We start from the raw sequence: 24,572 nt of genomic DNA on the forward strand, positions 1-24,572 counted from the left end.
GAGAAGCCGATGAACATCTCCGTCCACGCCGAAGCCGACCTTACCGCGGTCGCGCACAGCGATCTCGCCAACGCCGTCCGCTTCCTCGCGGTCGATGCCATCGAGACCTCGCAGTCCGGTCATCCCGGCCTGCCCATGGGCATGGCCGACGTCGCGACGGTGCTGTTCTCGCGCTTTCTGAAATTCGACTCGGCTCATCCCAATTGGCCGGACCGCGACCGCTTCGTGCTGTCGGCGGGCCACGGCTCGATGCTGCTCTATGCGCTGCTCCACCTCACCGGCGGTGACGTCAGCCTCGACGACATCAAGGCGTTCCGGCAGTGGGGTTCGAAGACGCCGGGCCACCCCGAATATGGCCACACGCCGGGTGTCGAGACCACGACGGGACCGCTGGGGCAGGGAATTGCGACGGCCGTCGGCATGGCGCTCGCCGAGCGCATGGCCAATGCGCGGCACGGCGACGGCCTCGTCGATCACTTCACCTATGTGATCGCAGGCGACGGCTGCCTGATGGAGGGCATCAGCCAGGAGGCGATCTCGCTCGCCGGCCATCTCGGGCTCGGCCGCCTAATCGTGCTGTTCGACGACAACGGCATCTCGATCGACGGGCCGACGTCGCTTGCGACCTCTGATGACCAGCTCGCGCGATTCGCCGCATCCGGCTGGTCGGTGCGCCGTGTCGACGGACACGATCCCGAAGCAGTCGCGCAGGCGATTGCTGAAGAGCGGGCGAGTACAAAGCCCTCGCTGATTGCCTGTCGCACCATCATCGGCTACGGCGCGCCGGACCGGCAGGGCACCGAGAAGGCGCATGGTGCACCGCTCGGCACTGAGCAGACGGCGGCGGCGCGCCGGACGCTCGGCTGGGACTATCAACCCTTCGTGGTGCCTGTCACGGTCCTGAAGGCGTGGCGGATGATCGGACAGCGCGGACAGGTCGCCCGTCTCGCCTGGCTCGATCGCTACGAATGCGCGACGGCCGCGCAACGCGAGCTGTTCATCGAGGGCAAGGCCGTTGCCCTGCCGGAGGCCTATGCCCAGGCCTCGGCGAAATTGCGCGAGCGCTTTGCCACGGAGCGTCCGAAGCTCGCGACGCGGCAGGCCTCGCAACAGGTGCTCGACGGAATCGCGGGCGCGATTCCTGGATTGATCGGCGGCTCGGCCGACTTGACGCATTCGAACCTGACACACGCCAAGGCGCAGGCTCCGGTCTCACGCGATGCGTTCGCCGGTGACTACATCCACTACGGCATCCGCGAGCACGGCATGGCCGCCGCGATGAATGGCCTCGCGCTGCATGGCGGCTTCATTCCCTATGGCGGCACCTTCCTCGCCTTCTCCGACTACAGCCGGCCGGCGATCCGCCTTGCCGCCTTGATGCGGTTGCGGGTCATCCATGTGATGACGCACGACTCCATCGGTCTCGGCGAGGACGGCCCGACGCACCAGCCGGTCGAGCATCTTGCGGCGCTGCGTGTGATTCCGAATCTGCTCGTGTTCCGCCCCGCAGATGCAGTGGAGACGCTGGAAGCCTGGGACTGCGCGCTGGAGGCCGGAGATCGTCCTTCCGTGCTCTGCCTGTCGCGTCAGGCGCTCCCGACCTTCCGCAGCGACGTGCGCGGCAGGAACCGCGTTGCGCGCGGCGCCTATCTGATCGTCTCGCCCGACGGCGGCCGCGACGTCACGCTGATGGCGACCGGCTCGGAAGTGTCGATTGCGCTGGAAGCGGCCCGGCTGCTTGCGACCGAGCACGTCCGCGCCGCCGTGGTGTCGGCGCCATGCTTCGAACTGTTCGAAGAGCAGCCGGAAGACTATCGCACGGCCGTGCTCGGCACCGCGCCCCGCGTGGGTGTTGAGGCCGCAGTCGCCGGCGATTGGCATCGCTGGATCGGGACCGAGGGCGAGTTCGTCGGCATGCGCGGCTTCGGCGCCTCGGCGCCGGCCCCCGTGCTCTACCGCGAATTCGGCATCACGCCGCAAAGCATTGCGGAAGCCGCCCGCCGGGCGATTGCCCGCGCCGGCAAGCAATAACAGGAGGATTTGTCGTGGCCCGTATCACCCTTCGTCAGCTGCTCGATCACGCCGCCAGTCACGGCTACGCGGTGCCGGCGTTCAACATCAACAACATGGAGCAGGGCATCGCCATCATGCAGGCGGCGGCCGAGGTCGACGCGCCCGTCATCATCCAGGCCTCGCGCGGTGCGCGCAGCTATGCCGGCGATGTCATGCTCTCGCACATGATCGATGCGCTGGAGCGAACCTATCCGGACATTCCGCTCTGCATGCACCAGGACCACGGCAATGACGAGGCGACTTGCGCCTCCGCCATCGCCCATGGCTTCACCTCGGTGATGATGGACGGCTCGCTCAAGGCCGACGCCAAGACCGCGGCCGATTACGATTACAACGTCGCGATCACCCGCCGTGTCGTCGATCTCGCCCATTGGGTCGGTGCTTCCGTGGAAGGCGAGCTCGGCGTGCTCGGCTCGCTCGAACATGGCGGCGGCGAGCAGGAGGACGGCCACGGCGTCGAGGGCAAGGTCAGTCACGACCAGCTCCTCACCGATCCCGACCAGGCGGTCGACTTCGTCCGGGCCACCCAGGTGGACGCACTCGCGATCGCGATGGGGACCTCGCACGGCGCCTACAAGTTCAGCCGCAAGCCGGATGGCGACATCCTGGCGATGCGGGTGGTCGAGGAGATCCATCGCCGGCTGCCGAACACGCATCTGGTCATGCACGGTTCCTCCTCGGTGCCGCAGCCGCTCCAGGATATGTTCAATCAGTTCGGCGGCGAGATGCCGCAGACCTGGGGCGTTCCGGTCGAGGAGATCGTGCGCGGCATCAAGAGCGGCGTGCGCAAGGTCAATATCGACACCGACTGCCGGCTCGCGATGACGGCGGTGTTCCGCAAGGTCGCCGCGCAAACACGCTCCGAGTTCGATCCGCGCAAATTCCTCAAGCCCGCGATGGACGCGATGCGCGACCTCTGCCGCGATCGTTTCGAGCAGTTCGGCACCGCAGGCCACGCCAGCAAGATCAAGGTCGTTCCCTTGAGCGAGATGGCGCGGCGCTACCGCGCCGGCGATCTCGATCCGCGCATCGACGCCCGCGAGCCGGTCGCCGCCTAGTCATTCAGAGAGAGAAGAGCAGGAGAGAGCCATGAATGCACATGCAGGAACCGTCCGCGGCAAGGAACGCTATCGCTCGGGTGTGATGGAATACAAGCGCATGGGCTATTGGGAGCCCGACTACACGCCGAAGGACACCGACGTGATCGCGCTGTTCCGCGTCACGCCACAGGAGGGCGTCGACCCGATCGAGGCTTCGGCCGCGGTCGCCGGCGAATCCTCGACCGCGACCTGGACGGTGGTGTGGACCGATCGTCTGACGGCGGCCGAAAAATATCGCGCCAAGTGCTATCGTGTCGATCCGGTGCCGGGCACGCCAGGCTCGTACTTCGCCTATATCGCCTATGACTTGGACCTGTTCGAGCCGGGCTCGATCGCCAATTTGTCGGCTTCGATCATCGGCAACGTGTTCGGCTTCAAGCCACTGAAGGCGCTCCGTCTGGAGGACATGCGCTTCCCGGTCGCCTATGTGAAGACGTTCCAGGGCCCGGCGACCGGCATCGTGGTCGAGCGCGAGCGCCTCGACAAGTTCGGCCGGCCGCTGCTGGGCGCGACCGTGAAGCCGAAGCTCGGACTTTCGGGGCGTAACTACGGCCGCGTGGTCTACGAGGCGCTGAAGGGCGGACTCGATTTCACCAAGGACGATGAGAACATCAACTCGCAGCCCTTCATGCACTGGCGCGACCGCTTCCTCTACTGCATGGAGGCGGTGAACCGCGCGCAGGCGGCTTCCGGTGAGGTGAAGGGCACATACCTGAACATCACCGCGGGCACGATGGAGGACATGTACGAGCGCGCGGAGTTCGCGAAAGAGCTCGGGTCGTGCATCGTCATGATCGACCTCGTGATCGGCTACACCGCGATCCAGTCCATGGCGAAATGGGCGCGGCGCAACGACATGATCCTGCATCTGCATCGCGCCGGCCACTCGACCTATACGCGGCAGAAGAGCCACGGTGTCTCGTTCCGCGTCATCGCCAAATGGATGCGGCTCGCCGGCGTCGACCACATCCATGCCGGCACCGTGGTCGGCAAGCTCGAGGGCGATCCCAACACCACGCGCGGCTACTACGATGTCTGCCGCGAAGACTTCAACCCCACCAAGCTCGAGCACGGCCTGTTCTTCGACCAGAACTGGGCGAGCCTGAACAAGATGATGCCGGTCGCCTCAGGCGGCATCCATGCCGGCCAGATGCACCAGCTGCTCGATCTGCTCGGCGAGGACGTCGTGTTGCAATTCGGCGGCGGCACCATCGGCCATCCCATGGGGATCGCAGCCGGTGCAATCGCCAACCGCGTCGCGCTGGAGGCGATGATCCTGGCCCGCAACGAGGGCCGCGATTACGTCCATGAAGGCCCGGAGATCCTGGCCAGGGCCGCCGAGACCTGCACGCCGCTGAAGGCAGCGCTCGAGGTCTGGAAGGACGTCACCTTCAACTATGAGTCCACCGACACGCCGGACTTCGTGCCGACCGCGCTGGAAACCGTTTGAGGAGACATGAGATGAAACTGACCCAGGGCTGCTTCTCGTTCCTGCCGGATCTGACCGACGACCAGATCACGAAACAGGTGCAGTATTGCCTCACCAATGGCTGGGCGGTGAACATCGAGTTCACCGACGATCCGCATCCCCGCAACACCTATTGGGAGATGTGGGGCCTGCCGATGTTCGACCTCCAGGACGCCGCCGGCGTCATGATGGAGCTCGCCGAATGCCGCAGGGTGTACGGCGACCGCTACATCCGCATCAGCGGTTTCGATTCCAGCCATGGCTGGGAGTCGGTGCGGATCTCCTTCATCGTCAACCGTCCGCCGCAGGAGGCCGAGTTCGAGTTGGTGCGCCAGGAGGTCGGTGGCCGTGCCATCCGCTACACCACTATGCGCAAGCCGGTCGCGCACGCATCGACCTAAGCCATTCTCCTCCGCGCGGAGCACTCCCTGCTCCGTTTCCTTGGCGGACCACTGCTTCGCCGCATCCCCCCGCGGCGAAGCTCTTTTCTTCGAGGTGCCCATGCTGGATGTTCCCCACGCGATGACCTCTGAAAGCAGCGAGCCCCATTTCGACCTCCGCAAGGAGGCCGAGGCGGCCGGGATCACCGATACGCTGCAACAGCTCGAGCAGGAGCTGATTGGCCTGAAGCCGGTCAAGAACCGCGTGCGCCAGATCGCCTCGCTGCTGCTGATCGAGCGCATCCGGCAGCGTGCGGGACTGGCATCGGCGCCGCCGACGCTGCACATGTCGTTCACCGGCAACCCCGGCACCGGCAAGACCACGGTGGCGTTGCGCATGGCAAAAATCCTGCACGGGCTCGGCTTCGTTCGGCGCGGGCAGGTGATCTCGGTGACGCGCGACGATCTCGTCGGCCAGTATATCGGCCACACTGCGCCGAAGACCAAAGAGATATTGAAGAAGGCAATGGGCGGCGTGCTGTTCATCGATGAGGCCTATTACCTGCACCGGCCCGACAACGAGCGCGACTACGGCCAGGAGGCGATCGAGATCCTGCTCCAGGTGATGGAGAACCAGCGCGAGGACCTCGTCGTGATCCTCGCCGGCTACGGCGAGCGGATGACGAGCTTCTTCGCCTCCAATCCCGGCTTCCGCTCGCGCATCGCCCACCACATTGAATTTCCCGATTATGCGGAAGCCGAGTTGCTCGTCATCGCCGAGCTGATGCTGAAGGAGCGGGGCTATCGCTTCTCGGCGACGGCGCGGGAGGCCTTCGAGAAATACATCGCGCTACGCCGGACCCAGCCGTTCTTCTCCAATGCGCGCTCGATCCGCAACGCCGTCGACCGCATCCGTTTGCGGCAGGCCGATCGTCTGGTGTCGGATCTCAACCGCATGCTCGATGTCGCCGACCTCGAAACCATTGATCCAGCAGACGTACTCGCCAGCCGCGTCTTCAGCGGCGGGGCCGATGCGCGGAGTGCAAAGCCATGAGCAGAGAGATCATCATTGCCCCGTCGATCCTGGCGGCGGATTTTTCGCGGCTCGGCGAGGAGATCGCGGGGATCGATGCGGCCGGCGCCGACTGGATCCATTGTGACGTCATGGACGGGCATTTCGTGCCGAACATCAGCTTCGGCGCCGACGTCATCAAGGCGATCCGGCCGGTGACGTCGAAGATATTTGACGTGCATCTGATGATCGCGCCTGTTGATCCCTACCTGGAGGCGTTCGCGAAGGCGGGCGCCGACGTCATCACCGTCCATGCCGAAGCAGGCCCGCATCTCGATCGTTCGCTCCAGGCCATCCGCGCGCTCGGCAAGAAGGCCGGCGTCAGCCTGTGCCCGGCGACTCCGGAAGCCGCCATCGAATACGTGCTCGATCGTCTCGATCTCGTTCTGGTAATGACCGTCAACCCCGGGTTCGGCGGCCAGTCGTTCCTCGAGTCCCAGATCGAGAAGATCAGGAGCATTCGAAAAATGATCGGCGACCGGCCGATCCGGCTCGAGGTCGATGGCGGTGTCACGCGCGACAATGCCGCCGCCGTGGCCGCCGCGGGCGCCGATACGCTCGTTGCGGGGTCTGCCGTGTTCCGCGGCAAGAGCACCGCCGACTATGCAGACAACATCGCGGCCATTCGCGCCGCTGCGGCGGTCGGCCGGGTTCCAGAGTTGCAGCACGGTTCCGCACAGGCGATGCGGAGCAGCGGAACCGCGCGTCTCCGGTAGATTACGGCATGCGGGCGAGGAAGAGCCGGGCGTCAGGCCCCTGGTGCCAAGGCATGCCACTTTTCTCCGGGGTACTACGGAGGATGCTTCACAAGCCGATCAGCTCCTTCAGGCCGGGGTAACCAACGTGCTTGAGTCGAAAGTCCGATTAACGCCCGTGCAATGCTATGCGTCTCAATCTGCGGTTTAGGAACGCTGAGAGAGCGTGGGATGCGGATCGAAGATATCTGCGGGCATGAGGCCCGCACGCGGCGTAAAGCGATGGCGTGAGCATGCATCGCTTGTTCGCCGAGCAGCTTCGCTGCGCCACCAATGCGACCGGACAGATCGACGTCGTCAGGCTGGGCGAACTCGTCAGCGCGGCCTATGATGCGAGCGACCGCGACCGCCAGCGGATGATCGACGCACGCGCTCATACGCACGATGAGGTCGAGCAGGATTTGCTGCGGACCCAGGAATTCCTCGACACTATCGTCGAAAACATCCCGATCGCCGTCTTCGCGAAATGCGCGAAGGATTCGCGCTACATCCTGCTCAACCGGGCCGGCGAGGACTATTACGGCATTCCGCGCGACCAGATGCTGGGCCGAACACCCGAGGAGATATTCCCGGACCACGTCGCTCGTGTGGTCAACGACCAGGACCGTCGCGTCGTGGCCAGCGGCATGCCGATGTTCCTCGAGGAGCACCTGCTCGAAGTCGGCGTCAAGGGCAACGACCGGGTGGTCAACTCGCGCAAGATGCTGATCACCGACGATGCCGGCAATCCGCAATATCTGGTCGGTGTGATCGAGGACGTCACTGAGCGCGTCGCGACCCAGGAGCGGATCAGCCACCTTGCCCATCATGATGCGCTGACCGACCTGCCGAACCGCAGCGCGTTCAATGCGGCGCTGGGCGAGCGGCTGGAACGGGCGCAGGAGGCGTCGACCAGCTTTGCGGTGCTCAGCCTCGATCTCGACCGCTTCAAGGAGGTCAACGACGTCTTCGGCCATCCCGTCGGCGACATGCTGATGCGGGCGGCGGCCGAGCGGCTTGCCGCGGAGGCTGACGGTGCCTTCGTCGCCCGGATCGGCGGCGACGAGTTCATGATCCTGATGCCGGACGGTGTCTGTCGCGACGAGGTGCTGGTGCTCGGCGAACGCCTTGTCGAGGCGATCGGTCGCGAGCTCGAGGTCGACGATTATCTCTCTCATGTCGGCCTCAGCATCGGCATCGCCCTCTACCCGGATGACGGCGTCGACGCTGCCACGCTGCTCGCGAATGCGGATTCCGCGCTCTACCGCGCCAAGCGCGAGGGCCGCGGCAGGGTGTGCTTCTTCGAATCCGAGATGGACCGCGAGCTGCGCGATCGCCGGTTGCTCTTGCACGATCTGCGGCAGGCGGTGGAGCAGAACCAGCTCCTGGTCTATTTCCAGCCGCAGGCGCGGATGGACGGCGAGGTCATCGGTTTCGAGGCGCTGGTGCGCTGGGATCATCCGACGCGCGGTTTCGTGCCGCCCGACCAGTTCATTCCGCTGGCCGAGGAGAACGGGCTGATCATCCAGATCGGCGAATGGGTCTTGCGCGAAACCTGCCGCGAAGCCGCGTCCTGGCCGCGGCCGTTGCAGGTCGCGGTCAATTTGTCGCCGGTCCAGTTCCAGGCCGGCGACCTCGAACGGTCCATCCACCAGATCTTGCTGGAGACGGGGCTGGCGCCAACCCGGCTCGAGGTCGAGATCACCGAGGGCGTGCTGATCGGCGATTTCGCCCGCGCGCTCACTTTGCTGCGGCGGCTGAAGGCGCTCGGCATCCGCATCGCGATGGACGATTTCGGTACCGGCTATTCTTCGCTGTCCTATCTCCAGTCGTTCCCGTTCGACAAGATCAAGATCGACCGCAGCTTCATCTCCAATCTCGAAGCGACGCCGCAATCGGCCGAGATCGTGCGGGCAGTCCTGAGCCTTGCCCACGCCCTGAACATCCCGGTTGTCGCGGAAGGGGTGGAGACGGAGGCCCAGCGTGCCTTCCTGGCGTGCGAGGCCTGCGAGGAGATACAGGGCTATCTCATCGGCCGGCCCGAACCGATCGAACGGTATCTGGATCTGATCGGCATCAGCGTCGAATGCCGCCGCTACGCCTAGTCAGCCATCAGAAATGAAATGAGCCGCCGGTTCCATACCCGCGCGGCTCCGAAGTCGCGGGCTGCGCTGACCGCGGAGCCCCAGTGTACCGCCGTTACCTTGTTTGCGGCCATACGCCCAAATTAATATAGGCGCTCGCGGGATCCGGCTGTGCTTTGCCTCACACATGCCGCAACTTTGTGGCATGGTCGGCATTGTGCTGTTGGCTGCCGAGAACAACCGCCAAACAATTGTAAAGTTTGCGCCGAAACAAAGCGGCCGCGTTGCAACACATTTTAACGTTCCCAAAAGTTATCGGCTTGCGCAGCAAATGTTTCGCACCAGTGCAATGTCGCTGACGCAAACCGGAGGAATAAGCCGGACGTGAGCGAGAGGGAGATTCTCATGGAGAACGTACGTCGCTACCGGGCACTGGCGTCCCTCTGTCGTCAGCAGGCGGCCTACCGGCCGTTGCAGAACTGGCAGCTCCTTGGCCAGGCCGAACATTTCGAATATCTCGCCGAGATCGCGCTGAAGGCGCATTTCGACGCGTGCAACGCGCAACGCGAGGAGGACGCCATCGCCGCCGCGGCCTGGGAGGCCCCCGTCGCGGCGTGAGGGCGAGCGTTGGTCTCGCTAAAGCATGATCCGGAAAAGCGCGAAGCGGTTTTCCGAAAACATCATGCGCAAACAAGAACCTAAAGCGCGATGACGATTCTTCCAAATCTCATCGCGCTTTAGTGCGACATCAGCGTCGGAACCGTCATGGCCTCCAGCATGGCGCGGGTGACGCCGCCGAGGAAACGTTCCTGCAAGCGGGAATGGCCATAGCCGCCCATCACCAGCAAATCGAGGTTCTCGTCCGCCGTAAGCGACAGGATGGTCGGCTGAATGTCGGCGCGCGCGGCCGACAGGCTGACCGCGCGGGTCGAAAGCCCGCGGCGGCCGAGATGTCTGGCCAGATTGCTCGCGGATGCTTCGTCGGGAACGGCGTCGGCCTCGTTGATCGTGATGATCACGATCTCCTCGGCGCGGGCCAGGAAGGGAGCTGCGTCGCGCATGGCGCGGGCGGCGAGGCGGCTGCCGTCCCAGCAGATGCCGATCCGGCTCGCCTTGAACGCCCCACGGAAGGTGTAGGGCAGGAACAGCACCGGGCCGCCTGCCTGGAACAGGACTTCGCCGGGCACGTCGTTGTCGAATGAGGCTTGTGCCGGATCCGGCTGGAGCACGATGCTGAGGTCGTGGAGCCGCGCCATCTCGCCGAGCGCGCCGGCTGCATCAGCCGGGATCGTACCGAGCGCATGGCACGCGCAGGAAATGCCGGCATTCGCCGCCCCGCTCCTGAACACCGCGAGCGCCGCCTCGGCCCGCTCCATCGCGCGCTCGCGCTCCATTTCGAACACGGCCGCGACGGCGGCGCCGCCCTCCATGATGTAGACCGCACTGCTGGCGACATAGCCGACCGCGACTGCGTCGACATGGGCGTTGAGCCTGGCCGCGAGCGAGATCGAGCCGTCGATCACGGCGCGCATCGGGCGCTCGGTCGGGATGTGGACGAGAATGTCTTTGTACATGGCGCGCCTCCGATGGACAGCCTCCGATGGCGGCAGTCTTTCACTGCGCGAGCGGCTCGCGTTGAGCTGCATCAAACGTGCAGCCGCGATGTCCGGCCGTGCCGCAGCGACTTTGCCAAGATTTAATCGAACGGACGGGACGCCGTAAGGTGACGATGTCCATGTTGGGTGCAAGGCGACTTACCCAACATGGACATTTCGACATGAACGATCGCGTCAATTCCGACACCACGACGTCCCGCACGATCTTGAAGCCGCGCCGGCTGGCGCTGCTCGGCACCGTGGCCGCGCTTGGCTTGGCCGTGCTGGCTGCGTCTCCCGGCTCCTCGCCGCTCGGCATGACTTCCTTCATCGCCCCGGCGCAGGCTGCGGAGGCGACCGCCACGCCGCCGGGCTTCGGCGATCTCGTCAGCAAGGTCAAACCCGCCGTCATTTCGGTGCGGGTCAAGATCGACCAGGACAACGACAAGAGTGCGATGCTGCAACAGAACCGGATGGATCAGGACGAGGATTCGCCGTTCGACCAGTTCTCGCGGCAGTTCGGCTTCCGTGGTCCGGGCGGCATGAACGGCATGCCGCGCCAGCGCCACCAGATGATCACCGGCGAGGGCTCCGGCTTCTTCATCTCCGCCGACGGCTATGCCGTGACCAACAATCACGTCGTCGACCACGCCGAGTCGGTTCAGGTGACGATGGATGACGGTTCGGTCTACACGGCCAAGGTGGTCGGCACCGATCCGAAGACCGATCTTGCGCTGATCAAGGTCGACGGCAAGAAGGATTTTCCGTTCGTCAAATTCGCCGACCAGAAACCGCGCATCGGTGACTGGGTGGTCGCGGTCGGAAATCCCTTCGGCCTCGGCGGCACCGTGACCGCCGGCATCGTCTCCGCCAGCGGCCGCGATATCGGCAATGGTCCCTATGACGACTTCATCCAGATCGATGCGCCGATCAACAAGGGCAATTCCGGCGGTCCGGCCTTCGATATGAGCGGCAACGTGATCGGTGTGAACACCGCGATTTACTCACCTTCCGGCGGCTCGGTCGGTATCGGCTTCGACATTCCGGCCTCGACGGCAAAGCTTGTCGTCGCGCAATTGAAGGACAAGGGTGCGGTCACCCGCGGCTGGCTCGGCGTGCAGGTGCAGCCGGTCACCGCCGAGATCGCCGACAGCCTCGGCCTGAAGGAGCCGCGCGGCGCGATCGTCGACAATCCGCAAGGTGGCAGCCCGGCCGCGAAGGCCGGCATCGAGGCCGGCGACGTCATTACCGCCGTCAACGGCACGGCGGTCAAGGACTCCCGCGATCTCGCCCGCACCATTGCCACCCTGGCGCCGGGCACGTCCGTGAAGCTCGATGTCATTCACAAGGGCGACAGCAAGACGATCACGATGGCGCTCGGCGAGGTGCCGAGCGAGCGGCAGGCTAGGGCCGATGTCGGCAAGGCACAGCCCGGTCCCGGCACGCCGCGGCTCGGCCTCAGCCTCGCACCGGCCGGCGACGTCCAGGGCGCGGGCCGGAAGGGCGTCGTCGTCACCGAGGTCGATCCGCAGGGACCGGCCGCGCAGCGCGGCATCCAGACCGGCGACGTCATCCTCAATGTCGCCGGCAAGGCCGTCGCCAATGTCGACGACGTCCGCTCGGAGCTGGCGCAGGCGAAGTCGTCCGGCAAGAACAGCGTGCTGTTGCAGGTCAGAGGCGCGGAAGCGACCCGGTTCGTCGCGGTGCCGCTGGCATAAGGCACGCGTTCAACGACGAATTCGGAAGGCGGCCGGGCAGGCCGCCTTTTTCGTGCGCGTCTGGAAGATACCCACAGGCCGCCGATAACATTCTCGTTAACGGCAGTCATGGTGACGGGTTCGTCCGAAAAAGCCGCGTTCGCTGGTCACAGTTCGGACTCGCGTGTTGCGCCTGGGCGGCAATGAAGCCACCGGGACGAATTGCAGGCGTGGAACTTCGAGCGTCCGGCCGTCTTGTGGAACCGGTCGTTCGCATTTGATCGGTGCCGACATGGATCGATTGAAGCTCTCGCTGAGATGTGCGCTGCTGGTAGCGCCAATCGTGCTGACGACCGGAAGTGCGCTGGGGCGCGACGATGGCCGTTATGCCAACTCGCCCCTGAAACCCTGGTTCGACAGTTTGCGCAGCCATCTCGGGCCGTGCTGTTCGGATGCGGATGGCTTTGCCGTATCCGATCCCGATTGGGAATCCCACGACGGACACTATCGCGTGCGGCTCGACGGGCAGTGGGTCGAGGTGCCGGACGAAGCCGTCATCACCGAGCCCAATCGCGCCGGCCGCACCATGGTGTGGCCGGTCAAAACCGCGTTCGGGATTTCCATTCGCTGCTTCATGCCGGGCAGCATGATCTGACGCAGGTCAGCGTCACCGCTTGCTGGATTTGCGCTTCGCGCTCTTTCTCGTTTTTTTGGTTGTCTTCTTGGTTGTCTTCTTCTTGGCTGTCTTCCGCTTCGACGCCTTCTTCGGGACCTTCTTGCCCTTCTTGCGGGCCTCGGACAGGCCGATCGCGATCGCCTGCTTGCGGCTCTTCACGCGACCGCCGCGACCGCCGGGCCCCTTCTTCGCAGTGCCCTTCTTGTAACGGCGCATCTCGCGCTCGACGTCACTGCCGGAGCTGCGTGAGTAGCGGCGCTTCTTTGCCTTGCGTGCCATCGACTCTCTCCCTTGGCCCGGGGAAAGAACCGTATTGCTGACGCAGCGTTCCAAACGCGCGGCGCGCGTCTCAGAACGAGTTCGCCAGCTCGATCTCCGCCTCGAGCACCTGGATGCGCCGCGCGGCCTCGGCGAACGACAGGTCCCGATCGTATTGTGCGGGCTGATACGCCTCGTCACTCAGCCGCTTCAGCTTGAGCCCCTGCGTCCGCGTCATCTGCTCGCTGAGAAAAGCCCTGGCGTCGTATTTACCCTGAACCTGCATCTGTCCTCTCCATTCTGAAATCGTGACTTGACTATATGTTCTTATTTTGTTCTAACAAGCCATGGACAACAGAATTAATGAAATTCGACGTAAAATCAGCGCCTTGAGGCTGGAAATGGCCGATATCGAGGTGTCCGTGCGCGACCTCGTCAATCGCGATCGTGACTGCACAGAAAAGGCCCTGGCGCAGATGGATCTGCGCCGGAAGATCAACCTGCTGATCGGCGAATGGAAGGCAGCTGGCGGCGGCGACGTCCTGCCAAATGTCCGCGACCGGGTGCACCTTCGCACGGCGAAGACATCAGGCATTCCGCTGCGCCTGAGCGCGCGCCGCTAAGAGTCTTGGGAGCGCGCGGTGGAGGAAGACCCGGACGCGTACCGGATTCTAAAACTGCGCGCCGAGATTCTCGAACTTGGCTCCGCCATCCGGCAGTTGCAGCGCGAAGGCCTCGACCATGCTGCGGCCCAGCTCCTGATCGCACGCAAGCGCGCGCAGCTCGAGCATCTCGTGAAAGCGAATGCCGTGGGGCGACAACAAGATGGCCCCGCCTTGTCGCGGGGCCATTAATTGTCTCGTCGGCCGAGCTTACTTGGGGCCGCGCTTACTTGGGCCGAGCTTACTTGCTGTTGCTCATGCCCTTGCTGTTGTTGTTCGTCATGGTGCCGCCCTGATCGGAGCCGGGACCGGACCCCCCTTGGCTGGAGGGATCAGCACTCTTGGATTTCGTGTTCGCGCCAGTCGTCTGCGAGGACGAGGTCGAGGATTCGTGTTTCGCCTTGTGCGATTTGGCCTGCGCGGCGAACGGGGCGGCGGCAAGGCCGGTTGCCAACATCATGGCGAGAGCGAGCTTGGTGGTTTTCATGCGCGGGAACTCCCTGAGTTAAATTGACGCAGGCAGCCAACCGTCATTCGCGGCAGGAGTTCCGAATGAAATCGCGCCGTGTGTTCACGCGCGCTTCAAAATTCCTTGTCTTCGGTAATGATGAACACGACGCCCGTGAGTGTCGCGCCGATCGCGAACGTCGTCACCAGCGTGACGACGAAGACGGCAGCGATCGAATCTCCGCCATGGTTCAGTAGATTGGCGACCGCCGGATTCGACAGGACGAGCGCGAGTCCGAAGACAAGGCCGAGGGCTGCGCCCATCATCGCATGCGTCATCAACTTGATGACGCCGGTCGGAGAGATGAGGCTCGGCGATTTTTTCGCGCGCATGGAACCACCTCACGGTGCGGCATGCAAACGCGCCCGACGACCGCGAGTTCCCTTCCCATGAAGGATTTGTCATCCCCGGCTTCATCCGGCGTTCATGCCGGTCTTGCGAGGATGAGCGCCATCAACACGGGAACATTCGATATGGGTAAGGTGGTCTTTCTCTATCGCTCACTGGCCTATCGCAACGCGGCCGCGGACATGCTGCGCAAGGCGCGCAAGTTGCCGCGCGGCGCCGAACGCAGCGCGGCCCGCCGCTATGCCAGGGCGCTACGCGATCTCTCGCAGACGGAAGCCTGGCTGGAAGGACGCGTCGCTGACGAACTGCAGCCGATGCCGCGCATCAGGGTCGCCGCGTCGCGCTAGGTTCTGATTGAATCAGAACCGAAGCTCCAGATTCTTGTTTCGACGCGTTTTCTTTCCGCGAACCGGAGACCACTTCGCTCGAAAACGCTTCTAACCTGAAGCCCGCTGAAGGGCTTCAGAGGGAGCCGCGTCGAATTTGCTTGCGGCCGCCGGCGCTGCTGCGGTCTTCCGGGTCAGCGGCACCTCGAGGCGGCACAACAGGCCTTCGGCGCGCCAATCGAACAGCGCCTGCCCGCCAAGCTGGGACTCGACGCTCGCCAGCAGGCTCCTTGTGCCGAAGCCGCGAGATTTCGGTATCCCGACGAGCGGGCCGCCGGATTCCTCCCAGATCAGTGTGAGGAGATCGTCCTCGGCCTGCCAACCGATCGTGAGCCTTCCCGACCGCGTCGAGAGCGCACCATACTTTGCCGAGTTGGTGAAAAGCTCGTGCAGCGCCAGCGCCAGCGTTTGAGCAGTCGCCGGCAGCAATTGAACTTCGGGACCGGCCAGCCTGATCTGGCCTCCGAGCGAATAGGGCGCAAGCTCCTCGTCGATCAGCTTGGAGAGCTCCGCGCCCTGCCAGCTCGACAGCGACAGGATGGTGTGCACGCGCGCCAGCGCATTGATGCGCCCCTCGACCGCGTTGACATAGGCCTTGACCTCGTCGGCACGGGTGAGGCGCACGATCGACTGCGCCAGCGCCAGCGCGTTCTTGGCGCGATGATCGACTTCCCGCGCCAGCAGATTCTGCCGCTCCTCGGCGCGCTTGCGCTCCGTGATGTCGACGGTGACCCCGCTGACACGCACGACGCGGCCGTTTTCGTCCACTGTTGCGGCCGCGGTGCCAACGCACCAGCGCACCTCGCCGTCAGGCCGCACCGTGCGGAACTCCGTCTCGTAGGCGCGGGTGCCCTTGTTGAATTCGGCGATGGCCTTGCGCAGCTGATCGACGTCATCGGGGTGCAACAGCGCCTGCACGTTCGCCGGGTTGACCTCGAAGCGCTCCGGGGTCACGCCGAAGATACGATATTGTCCCTCGTCCCACATCCAGTCGCCGCTGATCCAGTCCCAGTCCCAGGATCCCATCTTGCCGGCGGCGATCGCAAGGCTGCGCCGCTCTTCGCTCTCGCGCAGCTTCGCGGTGGAGTTCTCCAGTTCCGCTGTTCGTGCACGAACGCGGTCCTCGAGCTCCTGGTTCAGCCGTTCCAGCTCGCGGGTCTTGCGGTAGAGCTCGGAAAACACCCTGATCTTGGCGCGCAGCACCTCCGGCACGACCGGCACCGGCACGTAGTCGACCGCACCCATCTCGTAGCCGCGCAGGCGGTCGATGTCGCTGACCTGGATGGCCGAGATGAAGATCATCGCGGTCTTCTGGAAGCGCGGATGCTCGCGGATCATCGCGGCAAGCTCGAAGCCGTCGAGCTCGGGCATGCAGACGTCGACCAGGATCACCGCGATCTCGGTCTTGAGCAGCACCTCCAGCGCCTCGCGGCCGGACGAGGCGATCACGAGGTTCTCGCCGAGATCCTTCAGGATCACCTCGTAAGCGAGCAGCTTGGCCGGCTGATCGTCGACGAGCAGGATGTTGACCTTTTCGTGGTCCATTCGAGGATCCAACTCAGCGGTGCAGCCACATGCGGATCGCAAGCAGCAATTGATCGGTGTTGACGGGTTTGGCGAGGTAGTCGGACGCGCCGGCCTCCAGGCATTTCTCGCGGTCGCCCTTCATCGCCTTGGCGGTCAGCGCGATGATCGGAAGGCGGGCGAAGGCCGGGTTTTCGCGAATGACGCCGATGGTCTGATAGCCATCCATCTGCGGCATCATGATGTCCATCAGCACGATGGCGATCTCCGGATTGGATTCGACCAGGGTCACCGCCTCGCGGCCGGTCGTCGCCGTCAGCACCTTCATGCCGCGTCGTTCCAGCACGCTCGACAATGCGAAGATGTTACGGGCGTCGTCGTCGACGAGCAGGGCGGTCTTGCCGATCAGGTCCTCGTCGGAACTGTTCAGCTTCTCCAGCATGCGCTGCTTCTCGACCGGCAGTTCCGTGATCACGCGATGCAGGAACAGCGCGGTCTCGTCGAGCAGGCGCTCCGGCGATTCCACGCCCTTGACCACGATGCTGCGCGCCATGGTGTGGAGTTCCGCGTCTTCCTCCGCCGACAGCTCACGGCCGGTGAAGACCACGACCGGAATGTTCGACAGCGTCTCGTCGTTGCGGATCTGGTCCAGCACCTCGAAGCCGCTCATGTCGGGCAGCCGCAGGTCGAGCACCACGCAATCGCAAGGCGCCTCGCGCAGTGTCGAGAGCGCGCCCGCGCCGGTATCGGTCGTCACGATCTCGATGTCGTCGTGATGCAGCAGCTCGCGGATCGAGAGCTGCTCGGCCTCGTTGTCCTCGACGATCAGGAGCCGCTTGCGCCGCGGCCGCGCATATTCCTTGATCTGCGTCAGCGCGGCCGCCACCCCTTCGGTCGTGGTCGGCTTGTTGACGAATGAGAACGCGCCGCGCGCCAGCGCATGCTGGCGGTCCTCGTCGAGCGTGATGATCTGCACGGGGATGTGGCGCGTCAGCGGATTGTGCTTGAGCTGGCTCAGCACCGTCCAGCCGAGCATGTCAGGCAGGAACACGTCGAGCGAGACGGCCCGCGGCTGGTACTGCTTCGCAAGCTCCAGCGCCTCCGCGCCGCGCGCAGCGACCAGAACCTTGAAGCCCTTGTCGCGGGCGAGATCGACCAGCACGCGCGCATAATGCGGATCGTCCTCGACGATGAGCAGGATGGTGTCGCCGGGCTCGAGACTGAGCCTGTCGTCGGGAATCTGCTCGATGACACGTGGCTGCTCGGGCGCGGTCGGCTGCAGCGCCGGCGGCTGGCCGTGTTGCTGCGGCGCAGGCGCAGGGCGCGGCGCGAGCGTCGGGCCGGAATATTTCAGAGGCAGATAGAGCGTGAAGGACGAACCCTTGCCGGGCGCGCTCCGCAGATGGATTTCACCGCCGAGCAGGCTCGCGAGTTCGCGGCTGATGGCAAGGCCGAGGCCGGTGCCGCCATATTTGCGGCTGGTGCCGGCATCCGCCTGCTGGAACGCCTCGAAGATCAGCTTCTGCTTCTCCAGGGGAATGCCGATGCCGGTGTCGGACACTTCGAACGCGATCACCGCCGGCGCGGAGTTCAGCACCGGGTGATCCGTTCCCCAGCCGCCGACCACTGCGGCAACCTTCAGGCGCACTTCGCCTTCGGCGGTGAACTTGAAGGCGTTGGAAAGCAGGTTCTTGAGGACCTGCTGCAGACGCTTGGAGTCAGTGACGATGCTGCGCGCGAGGTTCGGGTCGACGTCGATCTTGAACGACAGGCCGCGGTTCTCGGCCTCGTGCCGGAATGGCCGTCCGACGGTCTCGAGCAGGTTCGCGGTCAGAATCTCCTCGGCATCGACCGTCACCGTGCCGGATTCGATCTTGGAGAGATCGAGGATGTCGCTGATGAGGTTGAGCAGGTCGGTGCCGGCGCCGTGGATGGTGCGGGCGAATTCGACCTGCTTGCCCGTGAGGTTGCCGTCCGGATTGTCGGTGAGCTGCTGTCCGAGGATCAGGATCGAGTTCAGCGGCGTGCGCAGCTCGTGGCTCATATTGGCGAGGAACTCGGACTTGTACTTCGAGGTCAGCGCGAGCTCGGTCGCCTTTTCCTCCAGCGCGCGGCGGGCCTGCTCGATTTCCTGGTTCTTGCGCTCGACCTCGACGTTGCGCTCGGCGAGCTGCTGCGCCTTCTGCTCGAGCTGGTCGTTGGTCTGCTGCAGTTCGCGCTGCTGGGTCTGGAGCTCGCCGGCGAGCTGCTGCGACTGCTTGAGCAGGCCTTCGGTCTGCATCGTCGCCTCGATCGAGTTGAGCACGATGCCGATGGAATCGGTGAGCTGCTCCAGGAACGTCATTTGCGAGGTCGTGAACGAGGTGAGTGAGGCAAGCTCGATCACCGCCTTGACCTGGCCTTCGAACAGCACCGGCAGCACGACGAGATTCTTCGGCGCGACGCGGAACAGCGCGGAGTTGATCGGCACCACGTCGGGCGGAATGTCGGCGATGACGCGCGGCCGTCTGTCGAGGGCGCACTGGCCGATCAGGCCGTCGCCGAGCGGCAGCACGCGCTGGTAGGGATAGACGCCGTCGCCGGCATAGGAGGCGAGCAGCAGGAGCTGCGGACTGTCCTCGTTGTCGACCTGGTAGATCACGCCGGTATGCGCGTTCACCAGCGGCGACAATTCGGTCAGCAGCAGCCGGCCGACCGTGGCGAGGTCGCGCTGGCCCTGGAGCATGTTGGTGAATTTGGCGAGGTTGGTCTTCAGCCAGTCCTGCTCGGTGTTCACGTCCGTCGTCAGACGGAGGTTCGTGATCATCGTGTTGATGTTGTCTTTCAGCTCGGCGACTTCGCCGCGGGCATCGACCTGGATCGACCGCGTCAAATCGCCCTTGGTCACCGCGGTCGCGACTTCCGCGATCGCGCGCACCTGCGAGGTGAGGTTGGCCGCCAGCAGGTTGACGTTGCCGGTGAGGTCCTTCCAGGTGCCGGCCGCGCCGGGCACGTCGGCCTGGCCGCCCAGCCGTCCCTCGACGCCGACCTCGCGCGCCACCGACGTCACCTGCTCGGCGAAGGTCGCGAGCGTCGCGGTCATGTTGTTGATGGTGTCGGCGAGGGCTGCGACCTCGCCCTTCGATTTCACGGTGAGGTTCTGCTTGAGGTCGCCGTTGGCGACCGCGGTCACCACCTTGACGATGCCGCGCACCTGCTCGGTCAGGTTCACCGCCATGACGTTCACGGTGTCGGTGAGGTCCTTCCAGGTGCCGGCGACACCGGGCACCTGGGCCTGGCCGCCGAGCTCGCCTTCGGTGCCGACCTCGCGGGCCACGCGCGTGACTTCGCCGGCGAAGGCGTTGAGCTGGTCCACCATGGTGTTGATGGTGTTCTTGAGCTCGAGGATTTCGCCCTTCACGTCGACGGTGATCTTGCGGGACAAGTCGCCGCGCGCCACGGCGGTGGTGACTTCGGCGATGTTGCGGACCTGCGTGGTGAGGTTCGCGGCCAGCAGGTTGACGTTGTCGGTGAGATCCTTCCAGGTGCCGCCGACGCCGGGCACGACGGCCTGACCGCCGAGCCGGCCTTCGGTGCCGACCTCGCGGGCCACGCGCGTCACTTCGGCGGCGAAGGAGCGGAGCTGCTCCACCATCGTGTTCAGGGTGTCCTTGAGCAGCAGGATCTCGCCGCGCACGTCCACCGTGATCTTCTTCGACAGGTCGCCGCCGGCGATCGCGGTTGCGACCTCGGCGATGTTGCGGACCTGCGCGGTCAGGTTCGAGGCCATGAAGTTGACGTTGTCGGTGAGGTCCTTCCAGGTGCCGGCGACGCCGGACACCTCGGCCTGTCCGCCCAGCTTGCCTTCGGTGCCAACCTCGCGCGCGACGCGCGTGACTTCGCCGGCAAAGGCGTTGAGCTGGTCCACCATGGTGTTGATGGTGTTCTTGAGCTCGAGGATTTCGCCCTTCACGTCCACGGTGATCTTGCGCGACAGGTCGCCGCGCGCCACCGCGGTGGTGACTTCGGCGATGTTGCGGACCTGGGCGGTGAGGTTGCCCGCCATCGAGTTCACGCTGTCGGTGAGGTCCTTCCAGGTGCCGGCAACGCCGGGCACGTTGGCCTGGCCGCCGAGGCGGCCTTCGGTGCCGACCTCGCGCGCCACGCGCGTCACCTCGCCCGCGAAGCGGTTGAGCTGGTCGACCATCGTGTTCAGCGTGTCCTTGAGCTGAAGGATCTCGCCGCGCACGTCCACCGTGATCTTGCGCGACAGGTCGCCGCCGGCGATGGCGGTCGCCACCTCGGCGATGTTGCGGACCTGGGCGGTGAGGTTGCCCGCCATCGAGTTCACGCTGTCGGTCAAGTCCTTCCAGGTGCCGGCGACGCCGGGCACGTCGGCCTGGCCGCCGAGCTTGCCGTCGGTGCCGACTTCGCGCGCGACGCGCGTCACTTCGCCGGCGAAGGCGTTGAGCTGGTCGACCATGGTGTTGAGCGTCTCCTTCAGCTGAAGGATTTCGCCGGACACGTTGACGGTGATCTTCTTCGACAAGTCGCCCTTGGCGACCGCGGTCGCGACTTCGGCGATGTTACGGACCTGGCCGGTCAGGTTCGAGGCCATCGAGTTGACGGAGTCCGTCAGGTCCTTCCAGGTGCCGCCGACGCCGCGCACGACGGCCTGACCGCCGAGCTTGCCTTCGGTGCCGACCTCGCGGGCCACGCGCGTGACCTCGCCGGCGAAGGCGTTGAGCTGGTCCACCATGGTGTTGATGGTGTCCTTCAGCTCCAGGATTTCGCCGCGCACGTCCACCGTGATCTTCTTCGACAAGTCGCCGCCGGCGACCGCCGTCGTCACCTCGGCGATGTTGCGGACCTGCGCCGTCAGGTTCGACGCCATCGAGTTGACGCTTTCCGTCAAATCCTTCCAGGTGCCGGCGACGCCGAGCACGTTGGCCTGGCCGCCGAGCCGGCCCTCGGTGCCGACCTCGCGGGCGACGCGCGTCACTTCGCCGGCGAAGGCGTTGAGCTGGTCCACGCAGGTGTTCAGCGTTTCCTTCAGCTGAAGGATCTCGCCCGACACGTTGACCGTGATCTTCTTGGAAAGGTCGCCGCCGGCGATCGCGGTTGCGACGTCGGCGATGTTGCGGACCTGCGCGGTCAGGTTCGACGCCATGAAGTTGACGTTGTCGGTGAGGTCTTTCCAGGTGCCGGCGACACCGGGCACCTGGGCCTGGCCGCCGAGCTTGCCCTCGGTGCCGACCTCGCGCGCCACGCGCGTCACTTCGGAAGCGAAGGCGTTGAGCTGGTCCACCATGGTGTTGATGGTGTCCTTCAGCTCCAGAATTTCGCCGCGCACGTCCACGGTGATCTTGCGCGAGAGGTCGCCGCGCGCCACGGCGGTCGTCACGTTGGCGATGTTGCGGACCTGGGCGGTGAGGTTGCCACACATCGCGTTGACGGAGTCGGTCAGGTCCTTCCAGGTGCCGGCGACGCCGGGCACGATGGCCTGGCCGCCCAGCTTGCCGTCGGTACCGACCTCGCGCGCGACGCGCGTCACTTCGGAGGCGAAGGAGCGGAGCTGGTCCACCATCGTGTTGATGGCTTCCTTGAGCTGAAGGATCTCGCCGCGGACGTCGACGGTGATCTTCTTGGACAAATCGCCGTTGGCGACCGCGATGGTCACCTCGGCGATGTTGCGAACCTGGTTGGTCAGGTTGTTCGCCATCGAGTTGACGCTCTCGGTCAAATCCTTCCAGACGCCGGTCACTTCCGGCACCTGGGCCTGGCCGCCGAGCTTGCCTTCGGTGCCGACCTCGCGCGCGACGCGCGTCACCTCGGAGGTGAACACGCCGAGCTGCTTGATCATGGTGTTGACGATGGTCGCCGATTGCAGGAATTCGCCGCGGAGCGGGCGGCCCTCGACGTCGAGCTTGACGGTCTGGAGCAGGTCGCCTTGCGCCACCGCCGCGACCGCGCGAGTGACTTCGCGTGTGGGCCAGAGCAGGTCGTCGATCAGCGTGTTGACGGAGCCTTCCATCTCGGCCCAGGAGCCGGAGGCGAGGCCGAACTTCACGCGCTGGCGGGTCTTGCCTTCGCGTCCCACCACCTGGCCGACCAGCTCGAGCTGCTGCGCCATGCGCTGGTTGGCAGCGATGATTTCGTTAAAAGTGTCGGCAATCTTGCCGTCGATGCCGAGATAGTCGCCGCTCATCCGCACCGAGAAATCGCCGCTGCGCATCGCCTGGAGCGCCAGCAGCAATTCCTGCCGGGAATCCGGCTCCGACGTACCATTGGGTTGTGGCTTTGGGACGCGACGACCGGAGCGTGATGCCGTTCCGGAATCGAGGTCGCTCATACTAATTCCCCCGCAGGCGCCGGCCCGAATCCCAGGCGTGACGCGACTATCAAAATAGAGCGTCAGCCAAATTCGAAATCAAGCGCCAAGGTTGCGGCGCGAGGAATTGGAACCTGCTTTGCTCAGCCCGATGCAGATAACGACGAAGATCTCTAATGGTTCCATCCGGGTCCGGGGGAAATCTGCGGCTCTGGGCAGGGCCAGTCCGGCCCGCGGCCCTAGGAACGGAGGATAGGCCCTGCGGTTAGCCCAGCGGAGACCCTGGGAGATTGCCTATGAGAGCCGGATGTGCCGTCTTTGTCCTGACGTTGCTTGCTGCCGGATCGGCCTTCGCACAGGCCGGTGCGCCTAGCGGACGTGGAGCCGTGACAGGCGATCCGGCCGCAAGCTCGGCCACCCCGCATGCGGATTCGCCGACCACGGGCGCCGCGTCCAGGTCGAACCCGAGCGGCAGCGGCACCTCGACCTCGGGCGGCAAGGATGACAATGGCGATGCCGGCCGAGACAGGATGCCCGAGAGCAATCGCACGGTGCGCCCGGAGAGCCAGCAGCATCATCCAGAAGACAAAAAATAACGCGGCTACTTGTCCGCCATGGTGCGCTCCGCTTCCTTCACCTGCGAGCGCAGCATCGGGAGCTGTTCACGCGCGAAGGCGGCGAGCGCGGCATTGTCAGGCGCCTTCAGATAATGCTCGAGCAGACTGATGGCCGCTTCATATTCGGGAATCTGAGCAGCATAGAAACTCTTCACGTAAATCGGCCCGTCCGAGTTTTCAGGTTCGACGAGACCTGCACTCGCAGACGTTGTCTTGGCCGCGCGTGGCTCCGTCCCGATCGCGACCTGGATCTGCTTCAAAGCCTTGTCGCGCTTGGTGGCCTCTTCGGCGCGCAGGGCCGCGAGGTTCTTCACTTCCGCATTGCCCTTCAGGTCGGTGCTCTCCAGCAGGCCCTGCTGGAAGCGGCTGAAGGCGTAGAGGCCGGTCACGACATCGGCTGCCGTCGGCGCGCGAGCGCCGGCCGTTCGCTCGCCAACGCTGTCCGCGAATGCCGCGGTGCTGATGAACGCCAGGACGATCGCGACAAGAATCCTCATGGCTCTTCAATGACCGATGGCGTGCGAAGTTCCCTGAGCGTTACGATCCGGTAAGGGCGGTTGCGGGGCGTGAGTTCCGTCCCCAAATCATGGGGATGAAACAGTCTGACATTTTCAGGGACAACGCCGACAACTGCCTTCAGCTCGCCGAGCGCGCGGAAGGGCAACCGGCTCATAAGCGCTATTCGCGTATGGCAAATGCCTGGATGGCCTTGGCGAACGAGCAGGACTGGCTGGACGGTGAGATTCCGCCCGTGAAGGTCGGCGTCCTCCAAACGCAGGATGCATGAGCGTTCTCGTTTTCGTGAATCTGCGTGTGAGACGGCTCACGGAATGCAGGCGACCAATTCAGGATTATCCACGAACAGTCGATCGCGTTGATTTTGCCGCTTTCCAGAAGGAGGTTTTGCGATGGCTCCACGTCTGGTTCTTCTTTCACTCATTCTCGCCTTTGGCGTCTCGGTTGCGTTCGCGACAGTGACGACGGTGCGGCAGGTGCATCTCGAGAATGCATCGGCTGCAACCCACGCCGTGCATAGCTAGCGCTGCGGGCCTCTCGCGCTGGAACATTCGTTGTGCCAGC

Annotated in this window: 24 protein-coding genes; 16 read left to right on the top strand and 8 right to left on the bottom strand. The window is 64.8% G+C overall.

Translation table 11 applies throughout. The features are described 5' to 3' along the window. The first annotated feature begins 9 nt into the window (after window positions 1-9). The 8 genes from tkt to I3J27_RS09220 all read left to right on the top strand — a co-directional run bounded on the left by tkt (window position 10) and on the right by I3J27_RS09220 (window position 9,529). Window positions 10-2,031, top strand: coding sequence for a transketolase (gene tkt, locus I3J27_RS09185; protein WP_270167941.1), 2,022 nt, complete (start codon window positions 10-12; stop codon window positions 2,029-2,031). A gap of 14 nt (window positions 2,032-2,045) precedes the next feature. Then, complete coding sequence (gene fba / locus I3J27_RS09190) at window positions 2,046-3,131, top strand: class II fructose-bisphosphate aldolase (RefSeq protein ID WP_270167942.1); 1,086 nt, start codon at window positions 2,046-2,048, stop codon at window positions 3,129-3,131. Between the two features lie 31 nt (window positions 3,132-3,162). After that, window positions 3,163-4,623 (top strand): form I ribulose bisphosphate carboxylase large subunit, encoded by a 1,461-nt coding sequence (locus I3J27_RS09195; protein ID WP_270167943.1) that lies wholly within the window; start codon window positions 3,163-3,165, stop codon window positions 4,621-4,623. Between the two features lie 11 nt (window positions 4,624-4,634). Beyond that, window positions 4,635-5,042 carry a ribulose bisphosphate carboxylase small subunit gene (locus tag I3J27_RS09200; protein WP_270167944.1) on the top strand — a complete coding sequence of 136 codons (408 nt, stop codon included), beginning with the start codon at window positions 4,635-4,637 and terminating at the stop codon, window positions 5,040-5,042. A 100-nt stretch (window positions 5,043-5,142) separates the two neighbouring features. Further along, window positions 5,143-6,075, top strand: a complete 933-nt coding sequence (gene cbbX, locus I3J27_RS09205; RefSeq protein ID WP_270167945.1) for a CbbX protein — start codon at window positions 5,143-5,145, stop codon at window positions 6,073-6,075. Then, window positions 6,072-6,809, top strand: coding sequence for a ribulose-phosphate 3-epimerase (rpe, locus tag I3J27_RS09210; protein ID WP_270167946.1), 738 nt, complete (start codon window positions 6,072-6,074; stop codon window positions 6,807-6,809). The genes cbbX and rpe overlap by 4 nt, the downstream gene beginning before the upstream one ends. Before the next feature lie 272 nt (window positions 6,810-7,081). Further along, window positions 7,082-8,932 carry a putative bifunctional diguanylate cyclase/phosphodiesterase gene (locus I3J27_RS09215; protein WP_270167947.1) on the top strand — a complete coding sequence of 617 codons (1,851 nt, stop codon included), beginning with the start codon at window positions 7,082-7,084 and terminating at the stop codon, window positions 8,930-8,932. 384 nt (window positions 8,933-9,316) lie between these two features. Then, a complete protein-coding gene (locus tag I3J27_RS09220; protein ID WP_270167948.1) occupies window positions 9,317-9,529 on the top strand; it encodes a hypothetical protein in 213 nt (70 codons plus the stop codon). A gap of 119 nt (window positions 9,530-9,648) precedes the next feature. Here I3J27_RS09220 and I3J27_RS09225 read toward each other — a convergent pair whose 3' ends face one another. Further along, the gene (locus I3J27_RS09225) at window positions 9,649-10,485 is read right to left on the bottom strand and encodes a universal stress protein (RefSeq protein WP_270167950.1); all 837 of its coding nucleotides are present in this window, start codon (window positions 10,483-10,485) and stop codon (window positions 9,649-9,651) included. Between the two features lie 203 nt (window positions 10,486-10,688). Between I3J27_RS09225 and I3J27_RS09230 the strand changes: the two genes are divergently transcribed. Both I3J27_RS09230 and I3J27_RS09235 read left to right on the top strand, forming a co-directional pair. Next, window positions 10,689-12,224, top strand: coding sequence for a Do family serine endopeptidase (locus tag I3J27_RS09230; protein WP_270167952.1), 1,536 nt, complete (start codon window positions 10,689-10,691; stop codon window positions 12,222-12,224). Window positions 12,225-12,495: 271 nt separating this feature from the next. Beyond that, the gene (locus tag I3J27_RS09235; protein WP_270167954.1) at window positions 12,496-12,858 is read left to right on the top strand and encodes a hypothetical protein; all 363 of its coding nucleotides are present in this window, start codon (window positions 12,496-12,498) and stop codon (window positions 12,856-12,858) included. Window positions 12,859-12,870: 12 nt separating this feature from the next. On the opposite strand, the gene I3J27_RS09240 is transcribed toward I3J27_RS09235, so the two are convergent. Both I3J27_RS09240 and I3J27_RS09245 read right to left on the bottom strand, forming a co-directional pair. Further along, complete coding sequence (locus I3J27_RS09240) at window positions 12,871-13,158, bottom strand: DUF6496 domain-containing protein (protein ID WP_270167956.1); 288 nt, start codon at window positions 13,156-13,158, stop codon at window positions 12,871-12,873. A 70-nt stretch (window positions 13,159-13,228) separates the two neighbouring features. Then, window positions 13,229-13,423 carry a DUF3072 domain-containing protein gene (locus tag I3J27_RS09245; RefSeq protein WP_270167959.1) on the bottom strand — a complete coding sequence of 65 codons (195 nt, stop codon included), beginning with the start codon at window positions 13,421-13,423 and terminating at the stop codon, window positions 13,229-13,231. Window positions 13,424-13,538: 115 nt separating this feature from the next. Here I3J27_RS09245 and I3J27_RS09250 point away from each other — a divergent pair, with 115 nt between their 5' ends. Next, on the top strand, window positions 13,539-13,760 hold the full coding sequence (locus I3J27_RS09250) for a hypothetical protein (RefSeq protein WP_270167961.1): 222 nt from the start codon (window positions 13,539-13,541) through the stop codon (window positions 13,758-13,760). Window positions 13,761-13,778: 18 nt separating this feature from the next. Continuing rightward, window positions 13,779-13,991 carry a hypothetical protein gene (locus I3J27_RS09255; protein ID WP_270167963.1) on the top strand — a complete coding sequence of 71 codons (213 nt, stop codon included), beginning with the start codon at window positions 13,779-13,781 and terminating at the stop codon, window positions 13,989-13,991. A 49-nt stretch (window positions 13,992-14,040) separates the two neighbouring features. Here I3J27_RS09255 and I3J27_RS09260 read toward each other — a convergent pair whose 3' ends face one another. Next, complete coding sequence (locus tag I3J27_RS09260) at window positions 14,041-14,286, bottom strand: hypothetical protein (protein ID WP_270167965.1); 246 nt, start codon at window positions 14,284-14,286, stop codon at window positions 14,041-14,043. Between the two features lie 95 nt (window positions 14,287-14,381). Further along, entirely contained in the window at window positions 14,382-14,639 is a 258-nt protein-coding gene (locus I3J27_RS09265) for a hypothetical protein (RefSeq protein ID WP_270167967.1), read from the bottom strand. 111 nt (window positions 14,640-14,750) lie between these two features. Between I3J27_RS09265 and I3J27_RS09270 the strand changes: the two genes are divergently transcribed. Beyond that, window positions 14,751-15,002 (top strand): hypothetical protein, encoded by a 252-nt coding sequence (locus I3J27_RS09270; protein WP_270167968.1) that lies wholly within the window; start codon window positions 14,751-14,753, stop codon window positions 15,000-15,002. 90 nt (window positions 15,003-15,092) lie between these two features. Here the strand turns inward: I3J27_RS09270 and I3J27_RS09275 are convergent, their stop codons facing one another. Further along, window positions 15,093-16,586 carry an HWE histidine kinase domain-containing protein gene (locus I3J27_RS09275; protein ID WP_270167969.1) on the bottom strand — a complete coding sequence of 498 codons (1,494 nt, stop codon included), beginning with the start codon at window positions 16,584-16,586 and terminating at the stop codon, window positions 15,093-15,095. A 13-nt stretch (window positions 16,587-16,599) separates the two neighbouring features. Continuing rightward, window positions 16,600-22,896, bottom strand: a complete 6,297-nt coding sequence (locus tag I3J27_RS09280) for a HAMP domain-containing protein (RefSeq protein ID WP_270167970.1) — start codon at window positions 22,894-22,896, stop codon at window positions 16,600-16,602. A 365-nt stretch (window positions 22,897-23,261) separates the two neighbouring features. Between I3J27_RS09280 and I3J27_RS09285 the strand changes: the two genes are divergently transcribed. After that, a complete protein-coding gene (locus tag I3J27_RS09285) occupies window positions 23,262-23,471 on the top strand; it encodes a hypothetical protein (protein WP_270167971.1) in 210 nt (69 codons plus the stop codon). Window positions 23,472-23,476: 5 nt separating this feature from the next. On the opposite strand, the gene I3J27_RS09290 is transcribed toward I3J27_RS09285, so the two are convergent. Continuing rightward, window positions 23,477-23,989, bottom strand: coding sequence for a DUF4142 domain-containing protein (locus tag I3J27_RS09290; RefSeq protein ID WP_270167972.1), 513 nt, complete (start codon window positions 23,987-23,989; stop codon window positions 23,477-23,479). 95 nt (window positions 23,990-24,084) lie between these two features. Here I3J27_RS09290 and I3J27_RS09295 point away from each other — a divergent pair, with 95 nt between their 5' ends. Further along, window positions 24,085-24,279, top strand: a complete 195-nt coding sequence (locus I3J27_RS09295; protein ID WP_270167973.1) for a hypothetical protein — start codon at window positions 24,085-24,087, stop codon at window positions 24,277-24,279. A 121-nt stretch (window positions 24,280-24,400) separates the two neighbouring features. Continuing rightward, entirely contained in the window at window positions 24,401-24,532 is a 132-nt protein-coding gene (locus tag I3J27_RS09300; RefSeq protein WP_270167974.1) for a hypothetical protein, read from the top strand. Window positions 24,533-24,572 lie beyond the last annotated feature (40 nt).

The sequence above is a fragment of the Bradyrhizobium xenonodulans genome (genome assembly GCF_027594865.1).
GTDB lineage: Bacteria > Pseudomonadota > Alphaproteobacteria > Rhizobiales > Xanthobacteraceae > Bradyrhizobium > Bradyrhizobium xenonodulans.